At 54.3% G+C, this 18,010-nt stretch carries 14 protein-coding genes and 1 tRNA gene; 10 read left to right on the top strand and 5 right to left on the bottom strand.

Features of this window, described 5'->3' with window-relative positions; genetic code table 11:
* Positions 1–41: 41 nt before the first annotated feature.
* Positions 42–136 (bottom strand) — tRNA-Sec (locus OGV69_RS06205).
* A 290-nt stretch (positions 137–426) separates the two neighbouring features.
* Here OGV69_RS06205 and OGV69_RS06200 point away from each other — a divergent pair.
* From OGV69_RS06200 to OGV69_RS06160, 9 genes are all read left to right on the top strand, one after another.
* Positions 427–1,809 carry a glycoside-pentoside-hexuronide family transporter gene (locus OGV69_RS06200; protein WP_204564325.1) on the top strand — a complete coding sequence of 461 codons (1,383 nt, stop codon included), beginning with the start codon at positions 427–429 and terminating at the stop codon, positions 1,807–1,809.
* A gap of 10 nt (positions 1,810–1,819) precedes the next feature.
* On the top strand, positions 1,820–4,138 hold the full coding sequence (gene yicI, locus OGV69_RS06195; RefSeq protein WP_069323691.1) for an alpha-xylosidase: 2,319 nt from the start codon (positions 1,820–1,822) through the stop codon (positions 4,136–4,138).
* A gap of 321 nt (positions 4,139–4,459) precedes the next feature.
* A complete protein-coding gene (locus OGV69_RS06190; RefSeq protein ID WP_069323692.1) occupies positions 4,460–6,013 on the top strand; it encodes a BglG family transcription antiterminator in 1,554 nt (517 codons plus the stop codon).
* A gap of 26 nt (positions 6,014–6,039) precedes the next feature.
* Entirely contained in the window at positions 6,040–6,510 is a 471-nt protein-coding gene (locus OGV69_RS06185; RefSeq protein ID WP_003024008.1) for a PTS sugar transporter subunit IIA, read from the top strand.
* A gap of 19 nt (positions 6,511–6,529) precedes the next feature.
* Entirely contained in the window at positions 6,530–6,850 is a 321-nt protein-coding gene (locus OGV69_RS06180; RefSeq protein WP_069323693.1) for a PTS fructose transporter subunit IIB, read from the top strand.
* A 26-nt stretch (positions 6,851–6,876) separates the two neighbouring features.
* On the top strand, positions 6,877–7,968 hold the full coding sequence (locus OGV69_RS06175) for a PTS fructose transporter subunit IIC (RefSeq protein WP_042311543.1): 1,092 nt from the start codon (positions 6,877–6,879) through the stop codon (positions 7,966–7,968).
* A gap of 11 nt (positions 7,969–7,979) precedes the next feature.
* Positions 7,980–8,831: a class II fructose-bisphosphate aldolase gene (locus tag OGV69_RS06170; protein ID WP_069323694.1), complete on the top strand. Its 852-nt coding sequence runs from the start codon at positions 7,980–7,982 to the stop codon at positions 8,829–8,831.
* A gap of 80 nt (positions 8,832–8,911) precedes the next feature.
* The gene (locus OGV69_RS06165) at positions 8,912–9,772 is read left to right on the top strand and encodes a ketose-bisphosphate aldolase (protein WP_069323695.1); all 861 of its coding nucleotides are present in this window, start codon (positions 8,912–8,914) and stop codon (positions 9,770–9,772) included.
* A gap of 49 nt (positions 9,773–9,821) precedes the next feature.
* Complete coding sequence (locus tag OGV69_RS06160; protein ID WP_069323696.1) at positions 9,822–10,499, top strand: D-lyxose/D-mannose family sugar isomerase; 678 nt, start codon at positions 9,822–9,824, stop codon at positions 10,497–10,499.
* 38 nt (positions 10,500–10,537) lie between these two features.
* On the opposite strand, the gene OGV69_RS06155 is transcribed toward OGV69_RS06160, so the two are convergent.
* Complete coding sequence (locus OGV69_RS06155; RefSeq protein WP_069323697.1) at positions 10,538–12,247, bottom strand: AsmA family protein; 1,710 nt, start codon at positions 12,245–12,247, stop codon at positions 10,538–10,540.
* 121 nt (positions 12,248–12,368) lie between these two features.
* Positions 12,369–13,760 (bottom strand): xanthine/proton symporter XanP, encoded by a 1,392-nt coding sequence (gene xanP, locus OGV69_RS06150; protein WP_038635433.1) that lies wholly within the window; start codon positions 13,758–13,760, stop codon positions 12,369–12,371.
* A gap of 226 nt (positions 13,761–13,986) precedes the next feature.
* Here xanP and gltS point away from each other — a divergent pair, with 226 nt between their 5' ends.
* The gene (gene gltS, locus OGV69_RS06145) at positions 13,987–15,192 is read left to right on the top strand and encodes a sodium/glutamate symporter (RefSeq protein WP_069323698.1); all 1,206 of its coding nucleotides are present in this window, start codon (positions 13,987–13,989) and stop codon (positions 15,190–15,192) included.
* A gap of 39 nt (positions 15,193–15,231) precedes the next feature.
* Here gltS and recG read toward each other — a convergent pair whose 3' ends face one another.
* Positions 15,232–17,313 carry an ATP-dependent DNA helicase RecG gene (gene recG / locus OGV69_RS06140; RefSeq protein WP_069323699.1) on the bottom strand — a complete coding sequence of 694 codons (2,082 nt, stop codon included), beginning with the start codon at positions 17,311–17,313 and terminating at the stop codon, positions 15,232–15,234.
* Positions 17,314–17,318: 5 nt separating this feature from the next.
* Positions 17,319–18,008 (bottom strand): tRNA (guanosine(18)-2'-O)-methyltransferase TrmH, encoded by a 690-nt coding sequence (gene trmH / locus OGV69_RS06135; RefSeq protein ID WP_069323700.1) that lies wholly within the window; start codon positions 18,006–18,008, stop codon positions 17,319–17,321.
* Positions 18,009–18,010 lie beyond the last annotated feature (2 nt).

Below are 18,010 nucleotides of genomic sequence, written 5' to 3'. Positions count from 1 at the left end.
GTGAAAAGTAAAAACAATTAGCGTGATTTTTTAATAAATTTTGGCGGAAGATCACAGGAGTCGAACCTGCCCGGGAACGCTGGCGTCCCCAACTGGATTTGAAGTCCAGCCACCTCACCGGAGATGACGATCTTCCGCGCCTCGATTGCTACATGGAGGCGGGGCGCATTATAGCTACTTCCTCGGGTTTCCACACCCCCTCACTCACTTTTTTAACTTCCGTTTCTCCATACCATGACCCGTTTCAAATAAATCCTCGCAAAATCCATTACTTACACTTGGACACATTTTTAGACGCTACCCTGATCACAGAAAACAAGAATCGTAATTTGATAACGAGATATCGCAATACCCGTGCTCACAGGGATGGTTTACAAGAACTGTAACCGGTACCAGTGCGTGTGAAAGTGCAAACAAGGATGCGTAATGAAAAGTGAGATTCTGTCTGTTAAGGAGAAGATTGGCTACGGCATGGGCGATGCCGCCAGCCACATCATCTTCGATAATGTCATGTTATATATGATGTTCTTTTATACCGATATCTTTGGTATCCCCGCCGGATTTGTCGGCACCATGTTCTTACTGGCCCGCGCGTTGGATGCCATCTCAGACCCTTGCATGGGGCTGCTTGCTGACCGAACCCGTTCACGCTGGGGGAAATTTCGTCCGTGGGTGCTGTTTGGCGCGCTGCCGTTTGGTCTGGTTTGTGTGCTTGCCTACAGCACGCCGGACTTCAGCCTGCACGGCAAAATGATTTATGCCGTCATCACCTACACGCTGCTAACCCTGCTTTATACCGTGGTCAATATCCCTTATTGCGCGCTGGGCGGCGTGATCACCAATGACCCGGCGCAGCGCATCTCCCTGCAATCGTGGCGCTTTGTGCTGGCAACGGCGGGCGGCATGCTCTCCACCGTCCTGATGATGCCGCTGGTAAAGCTGATTGGCGGTGAAAACAAGGCGCTGGGCTTCCAGGGGGGAATCGCAGTGCTCTCGGTTGTGGCGTTCCTGATGCTCGCATTCTGCTTTTTCACTACCAAAGAACGTGTTGAAGCGCCGCCAACCAACAATTCAATGCGTGAAGACCTGCGTGATATCTGGCAGAACGACCAGTGGCGCATTGTCGGCTTGCTCACCATCCTCAACATTATGGCGGTCTGCATTCGCGGCGGTGCGATGATGTATTACGTCACCTGGATTTTGGGCACACCGGAAGTATTTGTCGCTTTCCTTACCACCTATTGCGTCGGCAATCTGATTGGCTCTGCGCTGGCAAAACCGCTGACTGACTGGAAATGCAAAGTCAGCGTCTTCTGGTGGACGAATGCCCTGCTGGCCGTCATCAGCGTGGCGATGTTCTTCGTGCCGATGCACGCCAACATCACCATGTTCGTCTTTATCTTCGTGATTGGCGTCCTGCATCAGCTCGTAACGCCAATCCAGTGGGTAATGATGTCCGACACCGTTGATTACGGCGAGTGGTGTAACGGCAAACGTCTGACGGGCATCAGTTTTGCAGGAACATTGTTCGTGCTCAAGCTGGGTCTGGCGCTTGGCGGGGCGCTGATTGGCTGGATGCTGGCAGGCGGTGGCTACGATGCCGCGGCGAAAACGCAAAACAGCGCCACCATCACCATCATCATTGCATTGTTCACCCTTATTCCGGCTATTTGCTACCTGCTGAGTGCCGTGATTGCCAAACGCTTCTACACCCTGAAAACCCCGTATCTGACTGAAATTATGCGTCAGCTGGCGCAGGGTGCGCACCGTAATCAGCAAGATTTTACGACGAAAGAATTACAGAACTAAGGAACCGATTATGAAAATTAGCGACGGAAACTGGCTGATTCAGCCTGGCCTGAATGTGATTAACCCTGTCCAGGTGTTCGAGGTTGAACAGCAAGGTAATGAGATGCTGGTCTACGTTGCGCCGCGTGACGTGCGTGAACGGACCTGGCAACTCGATACCCCGTTGTTCACGCTGCGCCTTTTTTCGCCGCAGGAAGGCGTGGTGGGTATCCGGATGGAACACTTCCAGGGCGCGTTGGATACCGGTCCGCATTACCCGCTGAACGTGCAGCAGGACGTAAACGTAGAGATGCAGAACACCGCTGAGTTCGCTGAGCTGAAGAGCGGTAATTTAAGCGTTCGCGTCACCAAAGGCGAGTTCTGGTCGCTGGATTTCCTGCGTAACGGTGAACGCATTACCGGCAGCCAGTTGAAAAACAACGGCTATGTACAGGACGCCAACAGCGGACGCAATTACATGTTCGAGCGCCTGGATCTGGGCGTCGGTGAAACGGTGTACGGGCTGGGCGAGCGCTTTACCGCGTTGGTGCGTAATGGGCAGACGGTAGAGACCTGGAACCGCGATGGCGGCACCAGTACCGAGCAGTCTTACAAGAACATCCCGTTCTATATCACCAACCGTGGCTACGGCGTGCTGGTGAACCATCCGCAGTGCGTATCGTTTGAAATTGGCTCTGAGAAAGTATCGAAAGTGCAGTTCAGCGTCGAAAGCGAGTATCTGGAATATTTCGTCATCGACGGCCCGACGCCGAAAGCGGTGCTGGATCGCTATACCCGCTTTACCGGTCGTCCAGCACTACCGCCCGCCTGGTCGTTCGGCCTGTGGCTGACCACCTCGTTTACCACCAACTATGACGAAGCGACGGTGAACAGCTTTATCGACGGCATGTCCGAGCGCAATCTACCGCTGCACGTTTTCCACTTCGACTGCTTCTGGATGAAGGCTTTCCAGTGGTGTGACTTCGAGTGGGACCCGGTGACCTTCCCGGACCCGAAAGGCATGATTCAGCGCCTGAAAGCGAAAGGGCTGAAGGTCTGCGTATGGATCAATCCGTACATCGGTCAGAAATCACCTGTTTTCAAGGAGCTGAAAGAGAAAGGTTATCTGCTCAAACGCCCGGACGGTTCCCTGTGGCAGTGGGATAAATGGCAGCCGGGGCTGGCAATTTATGACTTCACCAACCCGCAAGCCTGCGAATGGTATGCCAACAAGCTGAAAGGTCTGGTGGAGATGGGCGTGGACTGCTTCAAAACTGATTTCGGCGAACGCATTCCAACGGATGTGCAGTGGTTTGATGGCTCAGACCCGCAGAAAATGCACAACCATTATGCCTACATCTACAACGAACTGGTGTGGAACGTGCTGAAAGAGACCGTCGGAGAAGAAGAGGCGGTGCTATTCGCCCGTTCCGCCTCCGTGGGCGCGCAGCAATTTCCGGTGCACTGGGGCGGGGACTGCTACGCCAACTATGAATCCATGGCCGAAAGCTTGCGCGGCGGCTTATCCATTGGTCTCTCCGGCTTTGGCTTCTGGAGCCACGACATTGGCGGCTTCGAAAACACCGCCCCGGCGGACGTCTACAAGCGCTGGTGTGCATTCGGGCTGCTCTCCAGCCATAGCCGCCTGCACGGCAGCAAATCCTACCGCGTGCCATGGGCGTACGATGAGGAGTCCTGCGACGTGGTGCGCTACTTCACCGAGCAGAAATGCCGCATGATGCCGTATTTGTATCGTCAGGCCGCGCTGGCGAACGAACACGGCACGCCGATGCTGCGCGCCATGATGCTGGAGTTCCCGGACGATCCTGCATGCGACTATCTCGATCGCCAGTATATGCTGGGTGATTCGGTAATGGTGGCGCCAGTCTTCTCCGAAGCCGGTAACGTGCAGTTTTATCTGCCGGAAGGCCGCTGGACGCATCTGTGGCACAACGACGAAGTGCAGGGCTGCCGCTGGTACAAACAGCAGCATGACTTCCTCAGTCTGCCGGTGTATGTGCGCGACAACACCCTGCTGGCGCTGGGCAGTAATAACCAGAAGCCGGACTATGCCTGGCATGAAGGGACCGCATTCCAGTTGTTCCATTTGCAAGAGGATAGGGAAGCGGTCTGTGAGGTCCCGGCTGCTGACGGGTCGGTTATCTTCACGCTGAAGGCGATACGTGCGGGTAAAACCATCACCGTACAAGGTCGCGGTGAAGCGCGTAACTGGACGTTGTGCCTGCGTAATATCCCGCAAATTAGCGGCGTGAAGGGCGGTTCATATGCCGGCAGTGAGCAGGGCGTAGTGGTAACGCCTGAAGGTGATACTCTGACGATTACCCTGTAAATTCAGTCTACGTGGTGCCGGATGTGTTTTATCCGGCCCACGCTGCGAGCAGCGTTCCAGATCTGAAAATCAAAAATATTTTGACTTAAAATTTTACCTACCCATATTTGCGAGCGCTATCACTCTAATTCCCGTAAAAAATGTGATCTGCGCCGTAAATATCTCACTATTTCCCCGTTTTGTCTTATTTCTGTCCGGAATACAGGACACGATTTAGTATTGTTGGCGCATCGTAGTCCTCTTATATTTATCATCACGGATTACACGTGGAGCATAAACGCTTCTTTAGATATTTAATCTGGTGTGTGATAAGGGTAAATAATGCAAATGATTACCTCGCGACAAAACAGATTATTAAAATTCCTCCTGTCCCGGAAGGAATATGTCACGCTGCTGAAAATTGCCGAATATTTATCGGTTTCAGAGAAAACCGTGCAGCGCGATCTGCGGTTACTGGAACCATGGTTAGCGGAATGGAAAATAGCCATCGATAAACGTACTGGCGCAGGCGTAATATTAAGTGCCGATAATATTACAGACCTTTTGTATCTGGACCAGTTATTAGGGAACGAGGGTGATGATACTGATGGTATGATGAGTAATTCGCGGCGCGTTAAGATAGCATCGCAATTATTAAGCGAAACGCCGCATGAAACGTCGATCAGTAAATTATCTGAGCGTTATTTTATTAGTAGCGCATCGATTGTTAACGATCTGAAAGTGATTGAATCCTGGATAACGCCATTGGGGTTATCGCTTATCCGCAGTCAAAGCGGCACGCACATTGAAGGTAGTGAGAGCAGCGTGCGCCAGGCGATGGCATCGCTGATTAACGGTGTGATTAACCATAATGAACCCGGCAGCATGGTGTATTCGCGTCTTGATCCCGGCAGCTATAAAGCGTTGGTGCATTACTTCGGCGAGGAAGACGTTTTATTTGTCCAGACGCTGCTGCAGGAAATGGAGAACGACCTGTGTTGGTCATTGGGGGAGCCTTATTACGTCAATATCTTCACCCATATTTTGATCATGATGTACCGCATCACACGCGGAAATGCGCTGCCGAGAAAAGATGAAAACATCACCTCATGCGACGAGAATATTTTTTCTATTGCCAGTCGTATGATTCAGCATATCGAAAAACGCATCGCTCACCCGCTGCCGGAAGACGAGGTCTGGTTTATCTATCAATATATTATCTCGTCCGGCGTGGTGATTGAGGAACATAATGATGTGAGCGTGATTGGTCATATGCACTCCAGCGACGAAGCGCGCTTGATTACCCATCGACTGATTGCCATCTTCGCCGAGATGGTCGACAGCGATCTCAGCCAGGATACTGCGCTGTATGACGGGTTGCTGATCCATATTAAGCCGCTGATTAACCGCCTGAACTACCAGATCCGCATTCGTAATCCGCTACTGGAGGATATCAAAGGCGAGTTGCAGGACGTCTGGCGTTTGACCCAGTGTGCGGTGAATCGGGTATTTTGCGGTTGGGGCGAGCGGGCCGTTTCGGAAGATGAGGTGGGATACTTAACCGTCCATTTTCAGGCCGCAATGGAGCGCCAGATAGCGCGTAAGCGGGTGTTGTTAGTCTGCTCAACCGGGATTGGCACTTCGCATTTACTCAAGAGCCGCATTCTGCGCGCCTTTCCGGACTGGACAATTGTCGGCGTGGTGTCAGCTGGCAGTTTGCCCTCCGTACTGACGGACGATATTGAGCTGGTGGTATCGACCATTAATTTACCCGCCATTGCCATGCCGGTCGTCTATGTCACCGCCTTTTTCAATGATGCGGATATTAAGCGGGTAACGGAAACGGTTATTACGGAAAAATTACATCGGGCGACGTCGCTGGTCGTTGAAAATTAATGTCTGAACTCCATGAGGTATGATTGATGGACATCACGAAAATTCTCAATACAAATCGCGTTATTTTGGATATGAAGGCTACGAACAAAACGGAGGCTATTGAGGAACTTACTGATATTCTGCAAAAGGATGGGGCAATTAGCTGCCGGGAAACGTTTATTCAGGATGTCTGGCAGCGTGAATCCGAAGGCTCGACCGGCTTCGAAAATCATATTGCGATCCCCCACGGGAAATCCTCGGCGGTGGTTAATACCACCCTGGCGATTGGTCGTACCCGTCAGGATATTCCCTGGGAAACCCTGGACGGCAGCAATGTGCGCTGCATCATTCTGTTTGCCGTACGTCTTGAAGATCAAAACACTACCCATATTCGTCTGCTCTCGCAGGTTGCCGGCGCGCTAGCGGATGACGACATTATTGAACAACTCTTAGTTGAAAGTAGTCCACAGAAAATTATTGAGCTGTTTAGCCAATATGCTGAATCCAACGTCTGCTAAATAAAATGTGGAGCATGTTATGAATATTGTTTGTGTTGCCGCCTGTACGGCGGGTATTGCGCACACCTACATTGCCCGTGAAAAATTAATAAAAGGTGCTAAAGCGCTTGGGCATAATATAAAAGTTGAAACCCAGGGCACCATCGGTACGGAAAACGAACTGCTGGCAGATGATATTTCTGCTGCGGATGTCGTGATTCTTGCCGTCGATGTCAAAATAAAAGGGGAGGAACGCTTCTCAAATAAACGTATTGTGCGAGTAAAAACCGAAATCGTCATAAAATCGCCCATTCAGTTCCTTGAAAAGGTCGAAAAATCATTAGCTAATAATAACCAGTAGCGATCCTCATTCTGGAGGGGTTTCACATGAGTGAAAATAAAATTCCGCTATCTCAGGAAATAAAAAAACATTTATTAACGGGGATCTCGTGGATGATCCCGTTAATTGTAGCCGCCGGGATCTGTATTGCCCTCGGACAAATACTTGGCGGTACTAACGTGGGTGAAAAAACAGGAACTATCCCCTGGATGCTCAATCAGATTGGCGGCTGGGGGATGGGGTTAATCGTGCCGCTGATTAGCGCGGCGATTGCGTACTCCATTGCCGATCGCCCCGGATTTGCGCCGGGTCTGATTGTCGGCTTTGTCTGCGGCGAAATTCATACCGGTTTTATTGGCGGGATGCTGGGCGGCTTTCTGGTTGGCTATACCGTCCTGCTGCTCAAACGCTATATCCGTTTACCGCAGTCGATGCAGGGTCTGATGCCCATCATGGTGCTGCCCGTATTGAGCACCGTCATCGGCGGGTTGCTGATGATGACGCTGATTGGCAAGCCGATAGCCTGGCTGCAGGACGCGCTAATTCATCTGCTGGAGTCCATGCAAGGCGGGTCACGCTTCCTGATGGGCGCCATTCTCGGCGCAATGGCGACATTCGACTTCGGCGGTCCGGTGAATAAAACCATGTCGCTGTTCGCTGACGGCATGCTGGTCAGCGGCGTGTATGGCCCCGAAGCGGTGAAGTTTGTCGGTTCGATAATCCCTCCGTTCGGCATTACGCTCTCCTTCCTGCTCACGCGCCACAAGTACACCCGTGCGGAACGTGAGGCGCTGAAAGCGGCATTCCCGATGGGGATCTGCATGATAACCGAAGGGGTTATTCCGATTGCGGCGCGTGATCTGCTGCGCGTGGTGGGCTCCTGCGTGGTGGCCTCGGCGATAGCGGGTGGCCTGATTATGGTATGGGGCGTCGAAAGCCCGGTACCGCACGGCGGCATGTTTGTGGTTCCACTCTTTACGCATCCGCTGCTGTTTTGCCTGGCGCTGGGGATCGGGACGGTGATTTGCGGCGTCATGCTATCGCTGTGGAAGAAACCGGTGACCGAGCGTGACGAAGAGTTTGATGAGCTCAGCGATCAAAAGCTGAAAGACGAAGAGATCACCTTCACCCTGGAATAACCGGAGGTCGTATGTTTGCCGATATGAAAAGCATGGTGACGAAAGCCTGGCGCGGGCAGTATGCGCTGCTGGCTATCAACTGTATGAACCTGGAAAGCGCCCGTGCGGCGGTGCGGGTGGCAGAGAAACACCGTGCGCCCATTATTCTGAATCTGTATCAGGGGCATCTGGACCATTTTCCGGCACCGATAGCGGCGGCGGTGGTCAAAGCGCTGGCAGAGGAAGCTTCGGTACCGATCGCGCTGGCGTTAGATCATGGAAAGGATCCTGTACGCATTCGCCAGGCTTTTCGCGCCGGATTCAGCGGGTTAATGATCGACGCCTCCGCCTTTGCGCTGGAAGAAAACATTCGCCAGACCCGGGCGGTGGTCGAGCTCGCAGCCAGCGTTTCTCTGTGCGTGGAAGGCGAGCTGGGCCACCTGGCCGACGCCCCGCGCTATGACCATGCCGCTAACGCTGATTTGATGACTCAGGCCGCTGACGTGGAGCCATTTATCCAACAGACCGGGATTGATTTACTGGCGGTGTCGGTCGGTACGGCGCACGGTATGTACGCGCCGGGCGTAACGCCAGCCATTGATTTTCAACGGCTGGAGGAAATTGCCCGTTTATCAACGGTGCCGCTGGCGCTGCATGGCGGTAGCGGGACGCCGTTTGACCAGCTACAGCGTTGCCCGACGTTCGGCGTCGCCAAGATTAATGTTGGCGCGGCGGTCTTCGAAGCCGGAAAGGCCGCGCTATTGCACACCTTGTGTCGCGACACATCCTGCGAACTTGTTGATGCCCTGGCCCTGATGGAGCAGGCCTGCGAGGAAGCCATTATTCCGTATCTACAGGCCAGCGGCGCTATCGACCAGGTCTGATTCATTTTCTGTAACGCCTTTTATGCCTCTGCGATGACGCACTGGCAGGGCTTTCTACACCCTGAAACTGGAGAATTAACATGTTAGTTTCGATGAAAGAATTACTGCAACCGACCCGTCAGCACGGTTTTGCCATCGGCGCATTCAACGTAGCGGATAGCTGCTTTGTGCGTGCGGTGGTGGAAGAAGCGGAAGCGACCAACACCCCAGCGATTATCTCCATTCACCCCAGCGAACATGATTTCCTCGGCGATGCGTTCTTTAGCTATGTGCGAGATATCACCCTGCGTAGCCCGGTCCCCTTTACTTTGCATCTGGATCACGGCGCTTCGGTAGAGCATGTCCTGCGGGCAATTCAGTGTGGATTTACCTCGGTGATGATTGATGGCTCGCTGCTGCCGTATGAAGAGAACGTGGCGTTGACCCGTGAAGTGGTCAAGCTGGCGCATGCGGTAGGCGTTTCGGTTGAAGGCGAGCTGGGAACGATTGGCCAGACCGGAACGTCCGTGGAAGGCGGCGTGTCGAAGGTTACCTACACCGATCCCGCCCAGGCGCAGGATTTTATCACCCGTACCGGGGCCGATACGCTGGCAGTGGCGATTGGTACCGCGCACGGAATCTACCCGAAAGGGATGCAGCCAGAGCTGCAAATGAACATCCTGCGCGATATCGCCGGGCGGGTGGACATTCCGCTGGTGCTGCACGGCGGTTCCGCGAACCCGGATGCGGAAATCGCTGAATCCGTTACGCTCGGCGTGGGCAAAATCAACATTTCCAGCGATATGAAATACGCCTACTTCCAGAAAGTCCGCGAAATCCTGGCAAAAGAGACCTGGTGGGACCCGAACGTCATCTACCCGGAAGCCATCAGCGCCGCGCGGGACGTGATCCGCCACAAAATGAAACTGTTTGGCTCAACCGGCAAAGCGTCACTTTACTAACGGCATGCAGGCGGGGTGACCCGCCTCTTTCGCAACAAGGAAAAGTGCAATGAAGCGTTCACATATTAATTATGTCATCGATAAAGCGCATGCCATCGCCGAGACCTTTCGGGTCTGTCTGCCTGATTTTGCGTATTTAACGGTCGACGCCTGGCGACAACAGGACCCTGCTTTGTGGCGTGAAGTGCGCGATCTCCAGCTGGGCTGGGACGTTACTGACTTTGGGCGCGGGGATTTTGCGCAAACGGGGCTGACGTTACTGACGTTGCGCAATGGTCTGATGGGGTCAGCCGATTACCCCAAACCGTATGCCGAAAAGATGCTGCAAATTCAGCAGGATCAACAAACACCGTGGCATTTTCATCGCCATAAGATGGAAGATATCGTTAACCGCGGCGGCGGCGATTTGTGTATGCAGCTGGCATGGTCCATGTCCGATGATGGGTATGATCCCCGGCGCATTGTTGATGTTAGCGTCGATGGTCAGCGGCGTACCGTTAAATCTGGTGATACGTTGGTGCTAAAACCGGGGCAGGGTGTGTGTCTGCCGCCGCGGTTGTATCATCGTTTCTGGGCTGAGAAAGCTTTTGTGCTGGGCTGGGAAATCTCGATGGTCAATGACGACCAGCATGACAATCACTTCCTTGAACCGGGCGGTCGTTTCCCGACGATAGAAGAAGACGAGCCGGTGAAGTGGTTGTTATGCAGTGAATATAAGCGTTTATGAGCGGTAGGCCCGGTAAGCGAAGCGCCACCGGGCAATAATCACTGCGCAACGGGTGGGGCGACAACGTTACTACCTGATACCACACCCGCCTGCATGGTCTGCGTGACCTGCTGTTTCTCTGCATTCACCGCATGTAACTGGCCGTTGACTGTGGGCTTGAGCGGCGTATCGGCCTGAATGTTGCCGCTGGCGGTGATTTGAATGTTACCGTCGCCGGAAAGCGGCAGTGCTGGCCAGCCCCACTGTTGCAGGATGGTCATTGGCACGCCGCGCCCGTTCAGGCTGACCTGTGCCTGACGCTGAGGCAGTTGCGAAATGCTGGCGGTGGCCTCCAGCAGCCCTTTTTCTGTATAGGCGCTTAGTTCACTGATATTGATGGTACTGTTGTTCGCCGTGAGCGCCAGCGAAGGACGGCGCACGTCGGTGCGATTAAAGGTGGCAGCAGCGGCGTTGAGCGTGGCGTTACCGCTCCAGATCCCCCACTGGTTGTTCTGTACCAGCCCGAGGTTAGCGCCGTAACCGTCCAGGGCGGTGAGTTGCCACGGGAAGGCCGGGTCAATGTCGATCACCAGATTACGGCTGGCGCTGAATTTCTTCAGCGTCAGGCTGTTTAGCCAGGCTGGCAGAGGCTTCATCCATAGCTGTTTCCAGTTTTCCGGTAGCGTATATTCCAGGCCGGCAATCGCGGCATCGTCGAGAACCAGCGCTTTGTTGTTACGCATCCAGTTTCCGGATGTTCTGAGCATTCCCCCTTCCCAGCGGGTCGTGAACTGGCGCAGCGCAATGCCCTGCGGCGAGAACTCGGCGTTCAGAATCGGATCGAAGAAATGCAGTGAACCGTAGATAAACTCGCTGGCGTTCATCGACAGTTTTCCTTCCTGTGTTTGCCAGTCATCTTTGCTAAACGTCATGTTGCGCAAGCTCAGATCAAGGTCCGTGACCGCCCAGTCAGGACCTTGCAGACGGGCATCCGTCACTTCCAGACGACCAATTTGCAAGGATGGAATAGTGGTTAGCGGCGCAAAAAAGTCGGCCAGCGATTTGTCACTTTGCAGCCGGATATCGTTCAGGCGCAGATTCTCTACCACCCAGCTACCGTCGGTATTGCGCTGCGCCACGCCGGTTAATGCGCCACGCGCGACGTCTGCGCCAATATTACTTAGCATCACCCGACCATGGTCAATGCTGCCTTCAATCAATACGTTGGTGGTGGGGACATCGTTCAGCGTCAATGAGCTGGCGCTGAGCTGAATTTGTACTTTGCTGCCGAGAATTTTACCTGCCTCAGGGCTCCAGGGAATCACGCCGCCGTTCACGCGCTGGGCGCTCAGGTTCCACTCGCTGCCGGGGCTGTTGAGCGCCATATCCTGTAACTGCAGGCGATCGGCCTGGAACGGTAGCGGTGCGGTTTGCTGGGAAAGATTCAGCGTGCCGTTTTGCAAGAGGATAGTGTCTACGTGCCGCGGGTCGGTGATTTGGCGGCTGCTCAGCCCAATATCGACCGTTTTAGCGACCAGCGTTGCGGGCTGACCATCGCGACCAAAGGTGACGTTTTCCAGCAGAATATGGGAAGGGGAAGAAAACCGGTGATCGATAGCATCAAATGCCAGATGATAGCTGCTGTTCTCTGAGACCCAGGCGCTGACGTGCTCTGCGCCCCAACGGGTTTGCAGTAGAAAATAAAGGCCGAGAATCGCCACTGCACAGGCGATCAGCACGTAAAGAAGCAGCTTTCCAATAAATTTCATGGTCTTCCATCCCGCGAAGTGCACATAGTCAAGTTATGCACGATTTAGAGGCAATGCTCAAGGCAGGAATGGTGAAAGAGCGTTACAGCGGCGTTGATTCAGAGCCAACGCCGCATTTTGCTTATTGCTTCTCTGGTGGGAACACCAGATTCAGAACGATAGCGGTGATACCGCCTGCGGCAATGCCTGAGGAGAGCAGATTTTTCACCCAATCCGGGGCAAATTGCAGAATCAGCGGCTGCTGGGAGACGCCCAGGCCAACGGCCAGCGACAGCGCAATAATCAAAATAGCGCGGCGGTTCAGCGGCTCGCGAGAGACAATACGTACGCCAGATGCGGCGATAGTACCGAACATTACCAGGGTTGCGCCGCCCAGTACCGGTTCAGGAATATGCTGTACAAAACCGCTAACTGCCGGGAACAGACCCAATGCTATCAGCATCAGCGCCACCACAAAACCGACGTAACGACTGGCTACGCCCGTTAACTGAATGACCCCATTGTTCTGACCAAAACAAGAGTTCGGGAAGGTATTGAACACGGCGGAAACAAACGAGTTCAGACCGTTCGCCAGCACGCCGCCTTTCAGGCGTTTCATATACAGCGGACCAGAAACCGGCTGTTCGGAAACATCGGAGGTCGCCGTAATATCACCGATGGTTTCCAGCGACGTAATCATAAAGACCAGCATCAGCGGCAGCAGTAAGCTCCAGTCGATACCGAGGCCATAATACAGCGGCGTTGGCACCATGATCAGGTCCTGGCTTACCGGTGCGGTATTTTGCGGCAGCATGTCCATAAACCATGCCAGCAGGTAGCCTGCCGCCATCGCAATCACCAGGGACGCAACGCGCAGGTACGGGTTGCGTTGGCGGTTAAGCAGGATGATCAGCGCCAGCACAACGCCAGCCAGCAGTAAATTCTTCGGTGCGCCAAAGGTGTTATCGCTCATTGCGGCATAACCACCGCCAATCGACGTCAGACCCACCTGAATCAGCGACAGGCCGATAATCATCACCACCACGCCTGAAACCAACGGGGTAATAATACGCCGCGCCAGGTGCAGTACACGCGAGATAACCATTTCAGTGCAGCTCGCTAACATCAGCGTACCAAACAGGGCCGCCATCATGGTTGGGACATCTGCGCCACCGGTTTTTAGCGCCGTGCCACCCATAATCAGCGGCGCAACAAAATTAAAGCTGGTGCCCTGAATAGATAACAGCCCGGAACCAACCGGCCCCCAGGCTTTGATCTGAATGATAGAAGCTACGCCGGAAGCGAACAGCGACATACTGATAATGTGTTGAGTATCCTGAGCCGGCAAACCGAGCGCCTGGCAAATTAACAGTGCCGGGGTGATCACCGCGACGAACATGGCCAGCAGGTGCTGACAGGCGGCAAACAGGGTCTGGGCTAACGGGGGGCGATCTTCAAGACGGTAAATCAGTTCACTATTGTGAGTCTGCGCAACCGGTTGCGCATTTGTTGACTCTACGGCGTTAACGGACATCAGAGGCAATCCCATGGTGGAAAAGCGGTGATTTTATCTGACCAGGGCGGAAAAGCAAACGTTTGCCAGCAGTTATTCTTAATATTTAAAACGGATAAACAAACTTTTTTATATAACTTTTCATCATTTTCTGCTTAAAATCCACCCCGAAAACTCAATAAGAGCTAAAAAATCGGTCTGGAATGCATCGTGCGTGATTGTGCTAAACGTACTAATGGAGCTGTAAATGTTTTATCTCGATACGTTATCTACTCTGGTTGCGGCAACCCTTGTATTGCTGCTGGGACGTAAGCTCGTCCAGTCTGTCTCCTTCCTGAAAAAATACACTATTCCCGAACCTGTAGCCGGTGGATTGCTGGTGGCGATTGCGTTGCTGGTGCTGAAAAAAAGCATGGGCTGGGAAGTAAACTTCGATATGACCCTGCGTGATCCGCTGATGCTGGCGTTCTTCGCTACCATCGGCCTGAACGCTAATATCGCCAGCCTGCGCGCCGGTGGCCGCGTGGTGGGTATTTTTCTGATTGTCGTTGTGGGACTGCTGTTGATGCAGAACGCCATCGGTATCGGTATGGCGAGCCTGCTGGGCCTGGATCCGTTGATGGGCCTGATTGCCGGTTCGATCACGCTCTCTGGCGGACACGGAACCGGGGCTGCGTGGAGCAAGTTGTTTATTGAGCGCTACGGTTTTACCAATGCGACTGAAGTCGCAATGGCTTGCGCAACCTTTGGTTTGGTGTTGGGGGGGCTGATTGGCGGACCGGTGGCGCGCTATCTGGTTAAACACTCCACCACGCCTGACGGTATGCCGGACGATCAGGCTGTACCGACCGCGTTTGAAAAGCCGGACGTTGGACGCATAATCACCTCGCTGGTGCTGATTGAAACTATCGCGCTGATCGCTATCTGTCTGACGTTAGGTAAAATCGTTGCGCAAATGCTGGTCGGAACGGTGCTCGAACTGCCAACCTTCGTCTGCGTGCTGTTTGTTGGTGTGATCCTCAGTAATGGCCTGGCGCTCATGGGCTTTTATCGGGTGTTCGAACGGGCGGTTTCAGTGCTGGGCAACGTGAGCCTGTCGCTGTTCCTGGCGATGGCGCTGATGAGCCTGAAACTGTGGGAGCTGGCATCTCTGGCGCTGCCGATGCTGGCGATACTGGTTGTGCAGACGATTTTTATGGCGTTGTACGCGGTATTTGTTACCTGGCGCATGATGGGCAAAAACTACGATGCCGCTGTACTGGCAGCCGGCCACTGCGGTTTTGGACTTGGCGCAACGCCAACGGCGATTGCTAACATGCAGGCAATTACCGAACGTTTCGGACCATCCCATATGGCGTTCCTGGTGGTGCCGATGGTGGGGGCGTTCTTTATCGATATCGTCAACGCGTTAGTGATTAAGCTGTATCTGCTGCTGCCGATTTTTGCGCAATAACGGCTGTGCGGCGGAGTAACATCCGCCGCGATAAGTCGATTATGCGTTGGAGTAACGTTCGGTTTCCGGCATCCAGCGCTCTATCAGCGCGGCAGCCTGTTGCGGATAACGTTCGTGAATATGGCGGGCTATACGCTGAACTTCCGGAATCATGGCCTGATCGCGCAATAAATCCGCTACTTTGAATTCTGCCGTTCCGGTCTGGCGCGTACCTAACAGCTCGCCGGGTCCGCGGATCTCTAAATCTTTTTGTGCAATCACGAACCCGTCATTGCTGTCCCGCAGAACCTGCAGGCGTTTCTGCGCCGTTTTTGACAGCGGCGATTTGTAGAGCAGCACGCAGTGGGAAGCCACGGCGCCGCGGCCTACGCGGCCACGCAACTGGTGCAACTGCGCCAGGCCTAATCGCTCCGGGTTTTCAATGATCATCAGGCTGGCGTTCGGCACGTCCACACCCACTTCAATCACCGTGGTGGCGACCAGCAGATGTAATTCACCCTGCTTAAAGGCGGCCATCACCGACTGCTTCTCGGCGGGCTTCATGCGCCCATGCACCAGGCCAATATTCAGCTCTGGTAAGGCAAGCTTAAGTTCTTCCCATGTGGCTTCTGCCGCCTGCGCTTCTAATAAATCAGACTCTTCGATTAGTGTACAAACCCAGTACGCCTGACGCCCTTCGTGGGTGCAGGCGTTGCGCACACGGTCAATGATGTCGCTACGGCGGGTGTCGGGAATCGCCACTGTGGTGACCGGCGTACGCCCCGGCGGCAGTTCGTCAATGACAGACGTGTCGAGATCGGCATAGGCGGTCATGGCCAGCGTACGCGGGATCGGGGTGGCGGTCATAATGAGCTGGTGTGGGTGGAAACCCTGCTGCTGGCCTTTCTCCCACAGCGCCAGACGCTGATGCACGCCAAAACGGTGCTGTTCGTCGATAATCACCAGCGCCAGCCCGTTGAACTGAACTTGTTCCTGGAAAATTGCGTGCGTGCCGACAATCATCTGTACCTGACCGCTGGCGATGGCTTCCTGCTGTGCCTGGCGTGCTTTACCTTTTTGCTTACCCGCCAGCCAACCCACTTCAACGCCCAAAGGTTCGAACCAGTTGCGGAAATTATTTGCGTGCTGTTCAGCCAGTAATTCAGTGGGGGCCATCAGCGCCACCTGCTTACCATGCGCAATCGCACGCAGGGCGGCAAGTGCTGCAACCAGCGTTTTACCGGAACCGACATCGCCCTGCACCAGGCGCATCATTGGGACATCCAGCGCCATATCGCGTTCAATTTCGGCAGTGACCCGGGCCTGTGCGCCGGTTGGTTTAAAGGGGAGCGCCGCCAGCAGTTGATCTTTCAGCCGATTGTCAGGGCTCAGCGGTTGGGCGTGAAAACGTTGCGCCCCGGCGCGAAGCGCCAGCATGCTGAGATTGTGCGCCAGGAGTTCTTCCAGAATCAGGCGTCGCTGAGCCGGGTGTTGTCCGGTTTCAAGGTCGCTAAGCTGTAACGTCGGCGGCGGACGGTGTAATGTGCGCAACGCTTCCGGCAGGCTCATCATGCCTTGTAGTAACTCCGGAGGGAGCAACTCGGCAATGGCGCAGGTATCGAGCAGATCCAGCGCCTGATCGGTCAACTTGCGCAGCGTTGCCTGCTTAACGCCTTCCGTGGTCGGATACACCGGCGTGAGCGTTTCCTGCAGTTCCGGCGTGCTGAGATCGCCCTGTACGCGGTATTCCGGGTGGATCATTTCTGCGCCGTACTTGCCACGTTTCGCCTCGCCATAGGCCAGTACCCGACGCCCGGTGGCGAGGCTGTTTTTCATTGCTGCGCTGAAGTTGAAGAAGCGCATAGTGAGAATGCCGGAGCCATCGCTTATCTGGCAGGTCATCATCCGGCGGCCACCAAAAGTGATATTGCAGTTCAGCACTTCGCCTTCAACGGTGGCATAGACGCCCGGCAGCAGTTCGCCAATGGGGTACAGATGAGTACGGTCTTCGTAGCGCAGAGGGAGGTGGAGCAGGAGGTCCTGCACGGTGTGCAAGCCAATTTTCGCCAGTTTACTGCTTTGTGCTGCGCCAACGCCCGTCAGAGAGTTGAGCGGGATGGCATCCAGTAAACGGCCTTTCATCGCGATTATTTCGCAGACTGCATAGTGGCCCACCACGTTGCATCGGCTTCAATTTCGCCCTGCGTGTTTACGTGAGGGTAGGGAAGTCCTTTGCGCTTAGCGACATTCGCCAGCACCGGATAACCGCCTTCAAACAGCAAGCGCTGCTGTTCCTCTTCCGGCAACATGCTGTTTTCTCGTCGGTACATGCCAGCATTTTGTCGCTGGCGCTGTGCTTCGTACAGAATCAGCGCAGAGGCAACTGAAACGTTCAGTGACTGCACCATGCCAATCATCGGAATGATGATGTCCTGGTCTGCCAGAGCGAGTGCTTCCTGAGTAATGCCGGTTTTTTCCTGGCCCATCAGGATGCAGGTTGGTCGCGTGTAATCAATTTCGCGGAAATCGACGGCTTTATCAGAGAGGTGGGTCGCCAGAACCTGCATGCCCTGGCTTTTTAACTGCGTGACCGCATCGCTAATGGTCGGGTGGGTTTTAACCTGCACCCAGCTGTTACTGCCCGCGGCAGAAGAGGCCATGGTACGCATACGGCTACCCGGCCAGACAGCGTGGACTTCATGTACGCCGACTGCGTCTGCGGTACGAATGATCGCAGAAACGTTATGAGGTTTATGGACCTGCTCCATGCAGACGGTCAGATCGGGCTGACGCCTGGCAAGCATTTCGCAAATGCGCTCATAGCGTTTTGAGTTCATAT

The organism is Citrobacter sp. Cc139 (genome assembly GCF_030334645.1).
GTDB classification, from domain to species: Bacteria; Pseudomonadota; Gammaproteobacteria; order Enterobacterales; family Enterobacteriaceae; genus Citrobacter; species Citrobacter werkmanii.
Note: the sequence above shows the minus strand (reverse complement) of the source record. Positions and strands in the feature narration are given on the sequence as shown.

What these genes read in the sequence shown, in the direction of transcription:
- OGV69_RS06200 (WP_204564325.1), top strand. Translation starts at nt 427, where the DNA reads ATGAAAAGTGAGATTCTGTCTGTTAAGGAGAAGATTGGCTACGGCATG.
- yicI (WP_069323691.1), top strand. Translation starts at nt 1,820, where the DNA reads ATGAAAATTAGCGACGGAAACTGGCTGATTCAGCCTGGCCTGAATGTG.
- OGV69_RS06190 (WP_069323692.1), top strand. Translation starts at nt 4,460, where the DNA reads ATGCAAATGATTACCTCGCGACAAAACAGATTATTAAAATTCCTCCTG.
- OGV69_RS06185 (WP_003024008.1), top strand. Translation starts at nt 6,040, where the DNA reads ATGGACATCACGAAAATTCTCAATACAAATCGCGTTATTTTGGATATG.
- OGV69_RS06180 (WP_069323693.1), top strand. Translation starts at nt 6,530, where the DNA reads ATGAATATTGTTTGTGTTGCCGCCTGTACGGCGGGTATTGCGCACACC.
- OGV69_RS06175 (WP_042311543.1), top strand. Translation starts at nt 6,877, where the DNA reads ATGAGTGAAAATAAAATTCCGCTATCTCAGGAAATAAAAAAACATTTA.
- OGV69_RS06170 (WP_069323694.1), top strand. Translation starts at nt 7,980, where the DNA reads ATGTTTGCCGATATGAAAAGCATGGTGACGAAAGCCTGGCGCGGGCAG.
- OGV69_RS06165 (WP_069323695.1), top strand. Translation starts at nt 8,912, where the DNA reads ATGTTAGTTTCGATGAAAGAATTACTGCAACCGACCCGTCAGCACGGT.
- OGV69_RS06160 (WP_069323696.1), top strand. Translation starts at nt 9,822, where the DNA reads ATGAAGCGTTCACATATTAATTATGTCATCGATAAAGCGCATGCCATC.
- OGV69_RS06155 (WP_069323697.1), bottom strand. Translation starts at nt 12,247, where the DNA reads ATGAAATTTATTGGAAAGCTGCTTCTTTACGTGCTGATCGCCTGTGCA.
- xanP (WP_038635433.1), bottom strand. Translation starts at nt 13,760, where the DNA reads ATGTCCGTTAACGCCGTAGAGTCAACAAATGCGCAACCGGTTGCGCAG.
- gltS (WP_069323698.1), top strand. Translation starts at nt 13,987, where the DNA reads ATGTTTTATCTCGATACGTTATCTACTCTGGTTGCGGCAACCCTTGTA.
- recG (WP_069323699.1), bottom strand. Translation starts at nt 17,313, where the DNA reads ATGAAAGGCCGTTTACTGGATGCCATCCCGCTCAACTCTCTGACGGGC.
- trmH (WP_069323700.1), bottom strand. Translation starts at nt 18,008, where the DNA reads ATGAACTCAAAACGCTATGAGCGCATTTGCGAAATGCTTGCCAGGCGT.